Source organism: Streptomyces collinus Tu 365 (genome assembly GCF_000444875.1).
Taxonomy (GTDB): domain Bacteria; phylum Actinomycetota; class Actinomycetes; order Streptomycetales; family Streptomycetaceae; genus Streptomyces; species Streptomyces collinus_A.
Genome location: NC_021985.1, coordinates 2690035 through 2705516, shown reverse-complemented (window position 1 = coordinate 2705516; position 15482 = coordinate 2690035). Strand labels below are relative to the sequence as shown.

The window sequence follows — 15482 nt, the reverse complement described above, 5'->3', positions numbered from 1 at the left end:
GGGCGCCCGGCACCGAAGCCGTGCCGCGGCGTTGGGGTCGGACCCAAGAGAGCCGTAATCGCAAGGAGTTACCGCCTGTGATACCCAGATGGCCGGCGCCCCGGGGGCGCCGTACGCCCCGAGCGAGAAGGGCCGCGGCCGTCACCGCCGCCGCCCTCGCAGCCGCCCTGATCCAGCCACTGACGGCTCATGCCGCCACCCCTCCCGCACCGCCGTCCGACGCGGCCCTCGCGGCCCAGCCCGCGCGGCACGACGACACCCGTGAGCAGTTCTACTTCGTCATGCCGGACCGTTTCGCCAACGGCGACCGGTCCAACGACCGCGGCGGACTCACCGGCTCACGCCTGAGCACCGGGTACGACCCCACCGACAAGGGCTTCTACCAGGGCGGCGACCTCAAGGGCCTGACCGAGCGCCTCGACTACATCAAGGACCTCGGCACCACCGCCATCTGGATGGCGCCGATCTTCAAGAACCGCCCGGTGCAGGGCACGGGCGCCAACGCCTCGGCCGGCTACCACGGCTACTGGATCACCGACTTCACCCAGGTCGACCCGCACTTCGGGACCAACGAGGACCTCCGCACCCTCATCGCCAAGGCGCACGCCAGGGGCATGAAGGTCTTCTTCGACGTCATCACCAACCACACCGCCGACGTCGTGGACTACAAGGAGAAGGCGTACGACTACCTCTCCAAGGGCGCCTTCCCGTACCTGACCAGGGACGGCCGGCCCTTCGACGACGCCGACTACGCCGACGGGCGCCGCAGGTTCCCGGCCGTCGACGCGGACTCCTTCCCGCGCACCCCGCGGGTCACGAGCAGGTCCAAGGTCCCGGCCTGGCTCAACGACCCGACGATGTACCACAACCGGGGCGACTCCACCTACGCGGGTGAGTCCACCACCTACGGCGACTTCTCCGGCCTGGACGACCTGTGGACCGAGCGCCCCGAGGTCGTCAGCGGCATGGAGAAGATCTACGAGCGCTGGGTGAAGGACTTCGGCGTCGACGGGTTCCGCATCGACACCGTCAAGCACGTCGACATGGACTTCTGGACCCAGTGGGCCACCGCGCTCGACCGCTACGCGGCCGCGCACGGGCGGAAGAACTTCTTCATGTTCGGCGAGGTCTACACCGCCGACACCTCCCTCACCTCCCCGTACGTCACCCAGGGCCGCCTCGACGCCACCCTCGACTTCCCCTTCCAGGACGCGGCCCGCTCCTACGCCTCCCAGGGCGGCAGCGCGCAAAAGCTCGCGAGCGTCTTCGGCGACGACTACAAGTACACGACCGACAAGGCCAACGCGTACGAGCAGGTCACCTTCCTCGGCAACCACGACATGGGCCGCATCGGGTACTTCCTGAAGCAGGACAACCCCAAGGCCACCGACACCGAGATCCTGCGCAAGGACAGGCTCGCCAACGAGCTGATGTTCCTCAGCCGCGGCAACCCGGTCGTCTACTACGGCGACGAGCAGGGCTTCACCGGCGCCGGCGGCGACAAGGACGCCCGCCAGACCATGTTCGCCTCCAAGGTCGCCGACTACCTCGACGACGACGAGATCGGCACCGACCGCACCCACGCGAGCGACGCCTACGACCGCGGCGCCCCGCTCTACAAGGACATCGCCGCCCTCGCCAAGCTCCGGAGGAACAACCCGGCGCTCACCGACGGCGTGCAGACCGAGCGGTACGCGGCCGACGGCGCCGGTGTCTACGCCTTCACCCGTACGGACGCACGCTCCGGCACCGAGTACGTCGTCGCCCTCAACAACGCCGACGAGGCGAAGACCGCCACCTTCACGACCGGCTCCGCGGGCATGACGTACCGCGGGATCTACGGCACGCACGCCACGGCGGACTCCGACGCCGACCGCAAGGTCACGGTCACCGTCCCGGCCGGCTCCGCCGTCGTCCTCAAGGCCGCCGGCCCCCTCGCCGAGCCCACCGCCAAGCCGTCCCTCACGCTGAAGGCCCCGGACGCCGGCGCCACCGGCACCGTCGAGCTCTCCGCCGACGTAGACGGAGGCCAACTCGACCGGGTCGTCTTCGCCGCCCAGGTCGGCAACGGCGCCTGGCGCACCCTCGGCTCCGCCGACCACGCCCCGTACCGGGTCACCCAGACCATCGGCAAGGACGTGAAGGCCGGCACCGCCCTGCGCTACAAGGCCGTCGTCGTCGACTCCGCCGGACACACCGCGAGCGCCACGGCCACCAGCACCACCGGCACCACGCCCGCCCCCGAGGTCCCCACCGCCTCCTCCCGCGACTACGCGGTCGTCCACTACAAGCGCACCGACGGCGACTACGACAACTGGGGCCTGTACGCCTGGGGCGACATCGCCGACGGCGAGGCCACGAACTGGCCCGCCAGCCACCCCTTCGTGGGCCGGGACGCCTACGGCGCCTTCGCCTACGTCAAGCTCAAGTCCGGCGCCTCGAACGTCGGCTTCCTGGTCATCGACAAGGACGGCAACAAGGACGTCTCCGCCGACCGGAGCATCGACGTCACCAAGACCGGCGAGGTGTGGCTCGAACAGGGCAAGGCCGACGTCCTGACCAAGAAGCCCGACTACCCGGCGCAGGACGAGACCAAGGCGGTCGTCCACTACCACCGCGCCGACGGGAACTACGACGGCTGGGGCCTGCACGTCTGGACCGGCGCCGCGAACCCCACCGACTGGTCGAACCCGCTGAAGCCGGTGAAGACTGACGCCTATGGCGCGGTCTTCGAGGTGCCGCTCAGCGCGGGTGCCACCAGTCTCAGCTACATCATCCACAAGGGCGACGACAAGGACCTGCCCACCGACCAGTCCCTCGACCTCAAGTCGAACGGCCACGAGGTGTGGCTGTTGAACGGCCAGGAGAAGTACCTGCTGCCGCAGCCCGCGGGCAGCGCGGCTGCACTCGACCTGACCACCTCCAAGGCGATCTGGATCGACCGGAACACCGTCGCCTGGAACGGCGCCGACGGCGCCGCCTCCACCCAGCTCCTCTCCTCCCGCGACGGCTCGATCACCGTCAAGGACGGCGCGCTGACCAGCGACGACGAGCGCTGGCTGCGACTGACCAAGACCACCCTGACCGACGCCCAGAAGGCGAAGTTCCCGCACCTGAAGGACTACACCGCCTGGTCCGTCGACCCCCGCGACCGGGACCGGGTGCGCGGCGCCCTCGCCGGGCAGCTCGTCGCCACCCAGCGGGCCGCGAACGGCGCCGTCCTGGCCGCGACCGGCGTGCAGATCGCCGGCGTGCTCGACGACCTGTACCCCGGTGCGACGAAGGCCGCCCTCGGGCCGACCTTCCACGCCGGCAGGCCGACCCTCGCCGTCTGGGCGCCGACCGCGCAGAGCGTCCACCTCGACCTCGACGGCACGTCCGTGAAGATGCGCCGGAACGACACCACCGGCGTCTGGTCCGTCACCGGCCCGGCCTCCTGGAAGGGCAAGCCCTACCGGTACGTCGTGAAGGTCTGGGCGCCCAGCGTCCGCAAGGTGGTCACCAACAAGGTCACCGACCCCTACTCGGTCGCCCTGACCGCGAACTCGGCGCGCAGCCTCGTCGTCGACCTGAACGACAAGAAGCTCTCCCCGAGCGGCTGGGCGGCCCTGAGCAAGCCCAAGGCCGTACCGCTGAAGGACGCGCAGATCCAGGAGCTGCACATCCGCGACTTCTCGGTCGCCGACAAGACCGTCCCGGCCAAGGACCAGGGCACCTACCTGGCCTTCACCGACAAGAACAGCGACGGCTCCAGGCACCTGCGGGCGCTGGCCAAGGCCGGCACCTCCTACGTGCACCTGCTGCCGGCCTTCGACATCGCCACCATCCCCGAGAAGAAGGCCGACCAGGCCACCCCCGACTGCGACCTGGCCTCCTACCCGGCCGACTCCGACAAGCAGCAGGAGTGCGTGGGCAAGGCCGCCGCGAAGGACGCCTACAACTGGGGCTACGACCCGTACCACTACACGGTCCCCGAGGGCTCCTACGCCAGTGACCCGGACGGCACCGCCCGTACCGTCCAGTTCCGCAGGATGGTGCAGGCGCTGAACGGCGACGGCCTCAGGGTCGTCATGGACGTCGTCTACAACCACACGGCGGCCAGCGGCCAGGCCGGCACCTCGGTGCTCGACCGGATCGTGCCCGGCTACTACCAGCGGCTGCTCGCCGACGGCTCGGTGGCCAACAGCACCTGCTGCTCCAACACCGCGCCCGAGAACGCGATGATGGGCAAGCTGGTCGTGGACTCGATCGTCACCTGGGCCAGGGAGTACAAGGTCGACGGCTTCCGCTTCGACCTCATGGGCCACCACCCGAAGGCCAACATCCTGGCCGTCCGCAAGGCCCTGGACGCGCTGACCCTGAAGAAGGACGGCGTCGACGGCAAGAAGATCATCCTGTACGGCGAGGGCTGGAACTTCGGAGAGGTCGCGAACGACGCCCGGTTCGTGCAGGCCACGCAGGCCCACATGGCCGGCACCGGCATCGCCACCTTCTCCGACCGGGCCCGCGACGCCGTGCGCGGCGGCAGCCCCTTCGACTCCGACCCCGGCGTCCAGGGCTTCGCCTCCGGTCTGTACACCGACCCCAACTCCTCCACCGCCAACGGCACCAAGGAGGAGCAGAAGGCCCGGCTGCTGCACTACCAGGACCTGATCAAGATCGGGCTGACCGGAAACCTCGCCAAGTACCACTTCACCGACACGGACGGCAAGGAGGTCACCGGCGCCGAGGTCGACTACAACGGCGCCCCGGCCGGCTACGCGGCCGCGCCCGGCGACGCCCTCGCCTACGTGGACGCGCACGACAACGAGTCGCTGTTCGACGCCCTGACCTACAAGCTCCCCAAGGACACCTCCGCGTCCGACCGGGCCCGTATGCAGGTCCTGGCGATGGCCACGGCCGCCCTCTCGCAGGGTCCGGCGCTCTCCCAGGCGGGCACCGACCTGCTGCGCTCCAAGTCGCTGGACCGCAACTCCTTCGACAGCGGCGACTGGTTCAACGCCATCCACTGGAACTGCGCCGACGGCAACGGCTTCGGGCGCGGACTGCCCATGGCGGCCGACAACCAGGCCAAGTGGGACTACGCCAGGCCGCTGCTCGGCGCGGTCAAGGTGGGCTGCCCCCAGATCACCGGCGCCTCCGCCGCCTACCAGGATCTGCTGCGCATCCGCACGAGCGAGAAGGCCTTCTCCCTCGGCACCGCCACGCAGGTGCAGGACCGGCTGTCCTTCCCGCTGTCGGGCAAGGGCGAGACGCCCGGCGTGATCACCATGCGCCTCGGTGACCTGGTCGTGGTCTTCAACGCCACCCCGGAGCGGCAGGAGCAGAAGATCGCCGCCCTGGCCGGAGCGCACTACCGGCTGCACCCCGTGCAGGCGGCCGGCGCGGACACGGTGGTGAGGACCTCGTCCTACGCGGCCGGCTCGGGCACGTTCACCGTCCCGGCGCGGTCCGTGGCGGTGTTCACCCGGGCGGCGAAGTAGGGTCGGCCCGACGCCGTAGAACAGGAGTACCCATGCCGCAGATCACCGTCGACTACACCGCCGTGCTGGACGACTCGGACAGCCTCGACGCGGACGGCTTCGCGCGGGCGCTGCACGAGGCGGTCGTCGAGATCGCGGCGGCCCGCCCGGAGGCGTGCAAGACGCTGTTCCGGGAGGCCTACGCCGCCTATGGGTACGAAGAGATGGATCAGTCGCACGCGATCGTGCACGTGACCATCGGTCTCCTCGCCGGGCGGAGCGAGGAGACCAAGGCGGCGCTGACGGAGGCCGTGCTGGAGCTGCTCCGCACGCATGTGGCGCCGCGGGACGGAATCACCCTGCACGCCTCCGCCGAGGTCCGCGACCTCGACCCGTCCTACCGGAAGTTCGAGCGGTAGGACGGCGGACGGTCCGGCCCCGGGGTCAGGACGCCAGAGTGATCAGCCGGCCGGCGAGCTCCGCGAAGGGGCCGTCGGCCGGCTCGTCCTCGACCATGGCCCGCACCAGCGCGGCCATGTCCGGGTCGTAGGCCGCGCTGACCGCGGCCAGCGCGGCGAAGTCGTGCACCAGCTGCCGTTCCAGGTCGGACCGCGGGATGCGCCGGCCGTCCAGCCAGATCAGCGCCGTGGACTCGGCGAGCGAGATCCAGGTGCGGATCACCAGCTCCAGACGCGGGGACGCGTCGGTCACGTTCAGGTGCGACAGGATCTGGTCGTAGGCGGCCTGGCGCACGGAGTCGATGAGGGCGTTGGTCGCCGAGGTGTGCTCCTTCGAGCCGACCCCGTCCGCGGGCACGGCCGGGCCGCCGCGCATGAGCGCCGAGAAGCCGGGCCCGTGGTCGTCGACGAAGTCGAAGAAGCGGCGCATCACGCGCAGCAGCCGGGCCCCCAGCGGACCCTCGTGGGGCTCCTCGAACCGGCTCGCGAGGTCCTCCGAGGCGCGCTTCAACGCGGCTTCGTACAGGCTGAGTTTTCCGGGGAAGTAGTGGTACACCAGCGGCCGCGAGATGCCCGCGGCCGAGGCTATCTCGTCGATGGAGACCTCGTCGGGCGAGCGTCGGCTGAACAGGTCGAGCGCGACGCCGATCAGCTGCTGCCGCCGCTCCTCGACGCCCATCCTGCGGCGAACCCCGGTACTCATGCGAACACCTTACCGATCGAATCCGGCCGCTCGTGATCACATGTCGAGCACCAGCCGATCGCTCCGGGACCGGGAGACGCAGATCAGCATCGAATCGCCCCGCTCGGCGTCCGTCAGCAGCTCGTCCCGGTGGTCGATCTCCCCCTCCAGCACCCGCTGTTGGCAGGTCCCGCAGAAACCCTGCCCGCAGGAGTAGGCGGTGTCCGGCAGCGCGTCGCGCACGGCGGCCAGCACCGTGGAGTCCGCCGGAACCGTCAAGGTGCGCCCGCTGCGCCGCAGTTCCAGCTCGAACTCCGTCTCCCCGCCGGCACCGGCCCGTGGCGCAAAACGTTCCAGGTGCAGCGTGGCACCCGTCGGCAGTGCCTCCTCGACCGCGGCCATCAGGCCCTCCGGACCACAGCAGTACACGGCCGTGCCCTCGGCCACGTCCGCGAACAGGGCCGCGAGGCCGGGGCGTCCGTCCTCGTCCTCGGCCACCACCGTCAGCCGGTCCCCGGCCAGCTCGCGCACCTCCGTCAGGAACGGCATCGACGCCCGGGACCGCCCGCCGTACAGCAGCCGCCACTCGGCGCCGTCCGGCAGCGCCCGCAGCATGGGCAGGATCGGCGTGATCCCGATCCCGCCGGCCACGAAGACGTACGACGGCGCCGCGACGAGCGGGAAGCGGTTGCGCGGGCCGCGCACCTCGAGCTCCATGCCCTCCGTGAGCTGTTCGTGCACCTCGCGGGAGCCGCCCCGGCCGTCCTCGACCAGCCGCGCGGCGACGGTGTACGACGAGGTGTCCCCGGGGTCCCCGCACAGCGAGTACTGCCGCACCAGGCCCGACGGCAGCACCAGGTCGAGGTGCGCCCCCGGCTCCCAGCCCCGCAGCCCGGCCCCCTCCAGACGGAGCCGTACGACCCCGTCGGCGATCGTCTCGTGGGAGGTGAGCAGCAGCCGCGTCCGCGAGCGCGGCCGGCCGGAGACCGGCGGGTCAAGGGCGGGCAGCGGCCACAGCGGGGAGCGCCGCACCCGGTGGCGCAGGGCGCGCCGGGTCAGCAGGGCGGCGCCCGCGAGCAGGACCAGGGTGCGCGGCTTCGGCATCACGCGGCCCCCTCGGCGGCCCGCTGCGCCTTCTCCGCGGCCAGTGCTGCGGGGGAGGCGGCCAGATAGGCGACGGCCTGGGCGGTCGAGCACTCGTGGGAGGGGTGGTAACCGCGGCTGAGGTAGCGCGGGATGGACCTCAGCATGTCCCCGGTGGCGGGCAGGGTGCCCTGCCGGCCGCGCCGGTGGAAGCCGGCCAGGGACGGCTTCTGTCCGGTCGTGGCCGGGTCGTTCGCCATGAAGAAGCGGATGCCGCGCTGCCACAGGAACACCAGCGCCGAGAACGCCGCGGCCCACGTGCGCACCCGGCGCCCGTAGTCGCCGTCGACGTGCAGGAACAGGTCGAAGGCGACCGAGCGGTGCTCGACCTCCTCGGCGCCGTGCCAGCGCAGCAGGTCCAGCATGGTCGGGTCGGCCCCGCGCCGGTCCAGCTCGGTCGCGTTGAGCACCCAGTCGCCGAGGAAGGCGGTGTAGTGCTCGATGGCCGCGATGAGCGCCACCCGCTCCAGCAGCCACCAGCGGCGGGCCCGGCCCGGCGGCAGGGTGCGGTCGCCGAGCAGCTTCTCGAAGAACCAGTCGACCTGCGCGGTGTACGGCGTCGGGTCGAGCCCCTGCTCCCTCAGGTGCGGCAGGACCTCGTCGTGCGCCTGGGAGTGCATGGCCTCCTGCCCGATGAACCCGAGGACGTCCGCACGCAGGCGCTCGTCCCGGATGAGCGGCAGCACCTGCTTGTACACATGCACGAACCACCGCTCACCGGCGGGCAGCAGCAGGTGCAGCACGTTGATGGTGTGCGTGGTGAACGGGTCGCCGGGCACCCAGTGCAGCGGGGTGTCCTGCCAGGAGAAGGACACGTTGCGGGCCTTGAGCGGGATGCGCTCGGACTCCACCGGCCGGGCCTGCTTATTGGACATGGCGTCAATGTACTGACGGGTAGACCGCCTGAGAACCCCTTGGCGGCACCTTGTTGACGCCGATGTCAACTAGCGCAGTCCGGTGATCTCCCGGCCGTCCGCCAGCGTGCCCTTCAGACCGGCCCGCGCACCCTTCGTCGCCCGCACCGCCAGCAGCGCGCCCCGGCCGGACGCCGTGACCCCGCCGGCCGCGCGGATCGACGCCGTGTCCGGGCCGCCCGCCGCCAGCAGGTACCAGGCGCCGGTCCCCGACTTCCACAGCACACCGGCCAGCACGTGCGGCCCACGTGGACCGCAGTCCGCGACGTCCGTACCCTTCGCCACCACCGCCCCGGCCGGTCCGCCCGGCGTCCGGAACTGGGCCAGCGCGATCGTGCCGTCACCGCGCCAGGTCTCGGCCCGGGTGCACACCCACTGACCGGCACCGCCCGCGTCGGGCAGGGTCTGGTTCGCGAACCCCCAGGCGTTGACGCTGCGCACACCGGCGGAGCGCTCCGTGGACAGCGAACAGGCGAACGGCGCCCAGGCGCGCAGCCCGTCCGCGCCGCTCGCCTCCGTGGCCGCGCCCGGACGCCCGGCCGTGAGATGGGCCGGGACCAGCTCCCCCAGGTCCGTGGCGAGCCGGGTGCCGGAGGCGTCCGTCACCTGGAGCACGTTCCACGAGGTGCAGCCGCCGGGCTGCAGGGCGGGACTGGCCAGCGGGGTGGTCACGCCGTCGGTGAGGGTCAGCGGGGTCGCGGCCGCGTCCGGCTTCATCAGGTCCCGCTCGGCGGCCTGCTTCACCCAGGGCGCGGTCAGATAGCGGACGTTGCCGTCCGCACGGCCCAGCACCAGCGCGCTCGCCTCGGCGCCGGTCGCGCCGTCGACCCGGGCGAAGTCGAGGGCCGCGCCCGTCGCGCCCTCCGTCGGCTCGGCGTACCGCGCCACGCGCAGACCGTCGTAGAGGATCACCACACGCGCGGTGTCCACCACGCCCGCGTACAGCAGCTGGGGCGGGCCGGCCGGGCCGCCGGTCTGGGTGCCGGGGGTGGCCGAGACCCGGACCGTCTCCCCGGGGCGGGCCCAGACGGCGAGGGCGCGGCGCAGCAGCGCCTTGTCCCCGGTGAGCGGGCCGCGCGCGGGCCACACCGAGAAGTCGGTGCGGTCGGAGGACCGCCAGGCGGTGGGCGCGGCCCTGAGCAGCTTGCCCGGGTCGAGGGCCGCCTCGGCCGCCGGGTTCTCCGCGTACACGGGCGCGGCGGCGCCGTCGGGTCCCCAGCCGCCGCCCGGCATGGCCACCAGCGCCCCGCACACCGCGAGCGCGGCCGCCGCGGCGAGCACGGCCTTGGTGTGCTGGCGGCGCCGCATCAGGTCGGTGGGGCGGGCCTGCAGCGAGCAGGGGTCGAACTCGGGGGAGGTGAGCAACGCGTCCTGCGCGGGCACCCCGTTGGCCTCCGCCAGCGCGGACTCGGGGTGCTGCACCCCGGCGGACTTCAGGATCCGGCGCACGTCGGCGTCGGGCAGCTTCTCCAGACCGCGCAGCACGTACGCGGCCCTGGCCGGTCCGGACAGGGCGGACAGCCGCTGGTCCAAGGCGAGTTCGTCGGCCCCGCCGGAGCGCGGGAACAGCCTGAGGCCCCACACCTGGGGCAGCAGCGGCGGCCGGTGCGCGAGCCGCGGCCGGCCCTTGCGGGTGCCGGACGCGCCGAGCGCGGTGCGCAGGACCCGGAGGCGGACGAACGCGTACCCGGGGTCGCCCTCCCGGCCCGTGGACTGGGCCGGGATCACGGACGTCTGCTTGCGGCCGCGGGGAAGCGCGCGCTGGGCGAGGGCGTGTGCCGTCAGCACCCTGCGGCCGCGGCCGAGGCCGGGTGGCAGGACCAGGTAGGCGAGCCGGACCAGCCGGGGGTAGTGCTCGACGAGCGCGGCCTCGGCCTGCTCGACGTCGACGACCGGGCCGGTGGCGCCGGAGGAGGCGGGTGCGTGACGCTGGGCTACATCCTGTGACTGCACATCGGGGTGAACGAGCGAGGCGTTGGTTGGTCACCGCCGGGCGGGTGACCCCGGGCGGTTCAGTCCGCCGGCTCCACGAGGGCGCGCGCGTAGTTGGCCATCGACCGCTGGTAGCGCGGCAGATGCGGGGCGAGGGCGCCGAGCACCAGGGACAGCCCCTCGCGGTCGCGGCCCAGGCTGGACAGGCACAGGGCCAGGCAGGCCCGCACGGCGTCGTCCAACTCGTCCGAGGACGCGTCGAGTTCCGGGGTGAGCAGCTTCACGCCCTGCTCCGCCTCGCCGATGTTCCGCAGCGAGCTGGAGAGCTGGATCTTGGCCCGCCGCCCCTTGTACCCGCTGACCTCGCTCAGGCCGCCCGCCAGTGCCTCCCGGTACAGCGGCACCGCCCGGTCCGAGTGCCCGGTCGAGTCCCAGGCGCAGGCCCGCTCGAAGGGGGCGAGCGGGCTGCCGTCCGGGAGTTCGGCGGCCAACTCGTCGATCACCGCGCGGAACTCGTGGGCGCGCTCCTCCGGGTAGTCGTCGAAGGTGGCCCAAGCGGCGGTCACGCGGTCTTCCCAGTCCTGGTTCACCGGGCCACCCTCGCACATCCGTACGCGCCCGGTCACCGCATTTGAGCACACCGTGCGCGGGAGCCGTATCCGAGGGGACTGGGGCATGCTTGGCCCACCGGGACCGGAGGATCGGATGAGGTTGACGCGACTGATGATCGGCGCCGCGGCGGCGCTGACGCTGGCGGGCTGTGGCGCGGGCGGGGACAGCAAGCCGGTGCCGCCCACCGCCACGGGCAGTCTGGAGAGCCTGGCCGCCGAGGTGAAGTGCAAGCCGAACATGCAGACCGACGCCGACGAGATCCGCCAGGCCATCTGCCGGAACACCGACGGCAGGTTCATCCTCGCCACGTTCGCCACCGACCGCGGCCAGCGCGAGTGGATCAACGACGCGAAGGACTACGGCGGGTACTACCTCGTCGGCCGCAAGTGGGTCGCCGTCGGTGACGACGGGGTCGTCAAGGCGCTGCGCGGCACGCTCGGCGGCGACGTGGAGATCGGTACGAACCACCACGCCCACCAGGGCTGAGCCCGACGGCGGACACGGAAGCGGGCGGTGGGGACTCCCACCGCCCGCTTCGTTCCTCCTCGTCGGCGACCGACCGTCCGGCTGGTCCGGCCGTCCGGCTCGTGCGACCGGTCAGGCGCAGTTCTGGCCGCGGTTGACGCAGTTCGCGATCCGGTTCGCCAGGCCGTTCTTCGTGACGCTGATGAAGTCGTCGTGGTCCGTGGCCGGCTTGTGGAGCTGCTCCGGGAAGCCGTCCACCGCGTAGGCGTTCTTCACCTGGCCGTTCTGCAGGACCGGCGGGGTGATGTTGTAGACCAGGCGCATCGTCAGCTGCGGGATCGCCTTGAAGCCGTTCTGGCAGTTCCCGTTGGCATCCGCGAAGGCCACGTGCGTGCGGTGGTTGGCGCTGTCCACGTTCTGCCCGTCCCAGCAGCTCTGGAAGGCGAACGTCCGCACCACCTTGCTGCCCTGCGGGCAGACCGGGTACTGCGTGGTCAGCTGGACCTTGTTCTCGAAGCCGGTGCAGCTCCAGTGCGCGTTGGCGTTCGCCAGACCGTTGGTGGTGGTCTTGGCGTCACCGGTGATGATGCGCAGGAACTGCGGCATCGCGACGACCTTTGAGGTCGGGCTGCCGACGTACTTGATCTGCGCCGAGACCGGCGTCAGGATCTTGCCGACGTTGCCCTCCTTGCCGCCGCCGTCCTTGTTCTGGTCGAAGTCCTGCGAGCCGTCCTGGACGCGGACCACGGGCCAGTAGTACGAGGACAGGTCGCTGCTGTTCTGGCAGCTGGTGCCGCCCTGCAGGAACGTCTGGTTGCTGGAGAACGCGTTGACCTTCTGGTTGCCGACGTAGTCGTGCAGGTGGTGCGCGCCGTTGGTCACGCCGGGCGCCACGATCACGTTGTCGGTGTTGTGGTTCTTGTTGGCGTTCACCCCGCACCGCGTGGTGAACGTGCCGGTCGACGCGTTGCCGTTGCGGCGCGGCTTGGCCGGCACGTTCGGCTGGACCTTGGTGATGTCGACGAAGTCCGCCGCCACCGGGCCGTTGCCGGCCTGCCCGCCGACGTTCTGCTGCTGTCCGGCGTTGCCCTGCTGCTGGCCGCCGGCGCCGCCCTGCTGCTGGCCACCGGTGTTGTTCTGCTGCTGGCCACCGTTGTTCTGCTGCTGGCCGCCCTGCTGCTGGCCGCCGGTGTTGTTCTGCTGCTGCCCGCCGGCGGTGGTCTGGTTGGCGTTCTGCGCCGTGCAGGAGGCGAGGACGCTCAGATCGCCGGGCACGGTGCCGCCGACGCGGGTGATCTCCAGCTTGATCCGGTCGAGGATCGCCGCCCGCCGGTCCTTCAGCGGTTGCAGGATGGAGTTCTGAACGAAACTCGCGTCCTGGGCCTGGGCGTCCCGCGTGGTCGCCAGACGCTGGTAGGCGTCGGTGATCTGCCGGTCGAGGTTGGCCAGCTCACCGGCGACCTCGTTACGGGCCTGGTTCGGCACGTTGGTGAGCTTCTGGCCCACGTCCGGGCAGGAGATCGTGGCGACCTGCGCCGTCGCTGCCTTGGTCTGGTTGCCTCCCCACGTCTGGTGGTTCGACTCGTGCGCCGAGGCGTAGAAGTTCGCCCAGATCAGCCCGCCCCCACCGAGCGCTAGGGCCGCCGATGCGGCTATGGCCTTGGTGGCCAGCGGCGTACGGCGTTTTCGTGTGTTGCGTCCCATGGAACTCCTCTGACTTCCTTGCGGGGCAGCATCGAGGCGCCCGACAGGAGTGAAGCGGCGTCCTTCCATACGGACGCCGCTTGCGGGGTGTTCACCGGTCCCACGAATTCATCACGGACCCACTGCGTCACGGTGGCCCCAACAGGCTCCTGAGCAGCGGAAGTTCATGAAAAAGTCCGGCCGTTTCAGCGGTCGCGGTCCAGATGGGCGAGCACCGCCAGAACGCGCCGGTTGTCATCGTCCGACACCTCCAGGCCCAGTTTGGCGAAGATGTTGGAGGTGTGTTTGGCGATGGCCCGTTCCGTCACCACCAGCTGGCCGGCGATCGCCGCGTTGGACCGGCCCTGCGCCATCAGCTCCAGCACCTCGCGCTCCCGCGGGGTGAGCCCGTCGAGCGGCCGGCCGTCGCCGGCCCGGCGCGACAGCAGCTGCTGGATCACCTGCGGGTCCATCGCCGTGCCGCCCGCGGCCACCCGCCGTACCGCGTCCACGAACTGGTCGGCGTCGAACACCCGGTCCTTCAGCAGGTAGCCCACCCCGCCGCTGCCGTCGGCCAGCAACTCGCGCGCGTACAGCTGCTCCACGTGCTGGGAGAGCACCAGCACCGGCAGACCCGGCCGCGCCCGCCGGGCCCGCAGGGCGCACTGCAGCCCCTCGTCGGTGTGCGTGGGCGGCAGCCGCACGTCGACCACCGCGACGTCCGGCCGCGACCGTGCCAGCGCCGCGTCGAGTTCGGGTCCGGACTCGACGGCCGCCACGATCTCGAAGCCGTAGGCCTCCAGCATCCGGACCAGCCCGTCACGCAGCAGGAACAGGTCCTCGGCTAGGACAACGCGCACGGAATCTCCATGGTCACCAGGGTGGGGCCGCCCGCGGGACTGCTGACGGCCAGGACGCCGTCGAATGTACCGAGCCGCCGCTCGATCCCGGCGAGCCCGGTTCCGGCCGCGACCGTCGCCCCGCCCCTGCCGTTGTCGGTCACGGTGACCCGCAGCATGCCGTCCGCGTGCAGCAGGTCGGCCCAGATCCGGTCGGCGCCCGAGTGCTTGACGGCGTTGGTGAGCACCTCGCTCACCGCGAAGTAGGCGGCCGACTCCACCGGGGCGTCCGCACGGCCGGACAGCTCCACGGTGACCTCCGTCGGCACCGGCAGCCGCAGCGCCAGCGCCCGCACCGCGTCCCCGAGGCCCCGCTCGGCCAGCACCGGCGGGTGGATGCCGCGGACCAGGTCGCGCAGTTCCTCCAGGGCCTCGACGGAGTTGCGGCGGGCCTGCGAGAGCAGCCGCCTGGCCTGCGCCGGGTCCTTGTCGAGCAGCATCTCGATCGTCCCGAGGTCCATGCCCATCGCGACCAGCCGGGCCTGCGCGCCGTCGTGCAGGTCCCGCTCGATCCGGCGCAGCTCGGCGGCGGACGTGTCCACCGCGTCGCGCCGGGTCTCGGTCAGCACCCGCACCCGCTCGGTGAGTTCCTCCCGGCCACCGCCCAGCAGGGCCCGGGTGAGCCGGAAGTGCGCGGTCAGCAGCCGTGGGGTGAGGCGGTAGGCGGCGAGGAGGAGCACCACGGCGGTGGCGGCCGCGCCGAGCGCGGAGGGCTGGTCGGTGACCGGCACGAAGCCGTACCAGTAGGTGTGGCCGTCCGCGAGCACCCGCCACAGACCGGCGGCCACCGCGAAGCCCTCGAAGGGGTAGAAGAGCAGGACGGCCGGGAGCAGCGCGGTGACGTACCCGGCCGTCATGTCGACGGCCAGCCAGCGCAGGTCCCGCCAGGTCGCGGGGTCGGACAGCAGCACGACGGTACGGGTCCAGGGGCTGGCGTCCTCGGGGACCGGCCGGTACGACGACCGGATCGGCATCCCGCACCACTCCTGCGAGAGCCGCCGCCGTACGTCCGCGAACCGCCGGACGCCGTCCAGGACCGCGGGGGTCGTGAGGATGCCGAGGCCGAGCGGGACGAACGCGATGGACACCAGGCTGAGGACGAGACAGAGGATGGACAGCGGCAGCATGACCAGTGCGAGCACGAGTCCCCGTACGGCGGCGAGCACGACCTCCCGTATACGGTCGCGGACGACGTCGCTCTTCGTGTCGGTGTTCATGGGGCCAGTCTGGCC

11 protein-coding genes are annotated in these 15482 nt (G+C 71.8%); 3 read left to right on the top strand and 8 right to left on the bottom strand.

What is annotated here, in order from left to right:
* The first annotated feature begins 77 nt into the window (after positions 1 to 77).
* Complete coding sequence (pulA, locus tag B446_RS11620) at positions 78 to 5483, top strand: pullulanase-type alpha-1,6-glucosidase (protein WP_020939629.1); 5406 nt, start codon at positions 78 to 80, stop codon at positions 5481 to 5483.
* A 32-nt stretch (positions 5484 to 5515) separates the two neighbouring features.
* A complete protein-coding gene (locus B446_RS11615; protein ID WP_020939628.1) occupies positions 5516 to 5881 on the top strand; it encodes a 5-carboxymethyl-2-hydroxymuconate Delta-isomerase in 366 nt (121 codons plus the stop codon).
* A 25-nt stretch (positions 5882 to 5906) separates the two neighbouring features.
* Here the strand turns inward: B446_RS11615 and B446_RS11610 are convergent, their stop codons facing one another.
* From B446_RS11610 to B446_RS11590, 5 genes are all read right to left on the bottom strand, one after another.
* Entirely contained in the window at positions 5907 to 6623 is a 717-nt protein-coding gene (locus tag B446_RS11610) for a TetR/AcrR family transcriptional regulator (protein WP_106960565.1), read from the bottom strand.
* 36 nt (positions 6624 to 6659) lie between these two features.
* A complete protein-coding gene (locus B446_RS11605; protein WP_020939626.1) occupies positions 6660 to 7706 on the bottom strand; it encodes a PDR/VanB family oxidoreductase in 1047 nt (348 codons plus the stop codon).
* A complete protein-coding gene (locus tag B446_RS11600) occupies positions 7706 to 8620 on the bottom strand; it encodes a metal-dependent hydrolase (RefSeq protein ID WP_043475361.1) in 915 nt (304 codons plus the stop codon). Before B446_RS11600 ends, B446_RS11605 begins: the two co-directional genes overlap by 1 nt.
* 69 nt (positions 8621 to 8689) lie before the next feature.
* On the bottom strand, positions 8690 to 10612 hold the full coding sequence (locus B446_RS11595) for a hypothetical protein (protein WP_020939624.1): 1923 nt from the start codon (positions 10610 to 10612) through the stop codon (positions 8690 to 8692).
* Positions 10613 to 10671: 59 nt separating this feature from the next.
* Positions 10672 to 11199: a tetratricopeptide repeat protein gene (locus tag B446_RS11590; RefSeq protein WP_043475359.1), complete on the bottom strand. Its 528-nt coding sequence runs from the start codon at positions 11197 to 11199 to the stop codon at positions 10672 to 10674.
* Between the two features lie 97 nt (positions 11200 to 11296).
* Between B446_RS11590 and B446_RS11585 the strand changes: the two genes are divergently transcribed.
* A complete protein-coding gene (locus tag B446_RS11585; RefSeq protein WP_193384446.1) occupies positions 11297 to 11689 on the top strand; it encodes a hypothetical protein in 393 nt (130 codons plus the stop codon).
* Positions 11690 to 11800: 111 nt separating this feature from the next.
* Here the strand turns inward: B446_RS11585 and B446_RS11580 are convergent, their stop codons facing one another.
* The 3 genes from B446_RS11580 to B446_RS11570 form a co-directional block, all read right to left on the bottom strand.
* Positions 11801 to 13372, bottom strand: a complete 1572-nt coding sequence (locus B446_RS11580) for a DUF1996 domain-containing protein (RefSeq protein ID WP_020939621.1) — start codon at positions 13370 to 13372, stop codon at positions 11801 to 11803.
* Positions 13373 to 13557: 185 nt separating this feature from the next.
* Positions 13558 to 14211, bottom strand: a complete 654-nt coding sequence (locus B446_RS11575; protein ID WP_020939620.1) for a LuxR C-terminal-related transcriptional regulator — start codon at positions 14209 to 14211, stop codon at positions 13558 to 13560.
* Positions 14196 to 15467, bottom strand: coding sequence for a sensor histidine kinase (locus B446_RS11570; RefSeq protein ID WP_020939619.1), 1272 nt, complete (start codon positions 15465 to 15467; stop codon positions 14196 to 14198). Before B446_RS11570 ends, B446_RS11575 begins: the two co-directional genes overlap by 16 nt.
* Between the last annotated feature and the right edge of the window lie 15 nt (positions 15468 to 15482).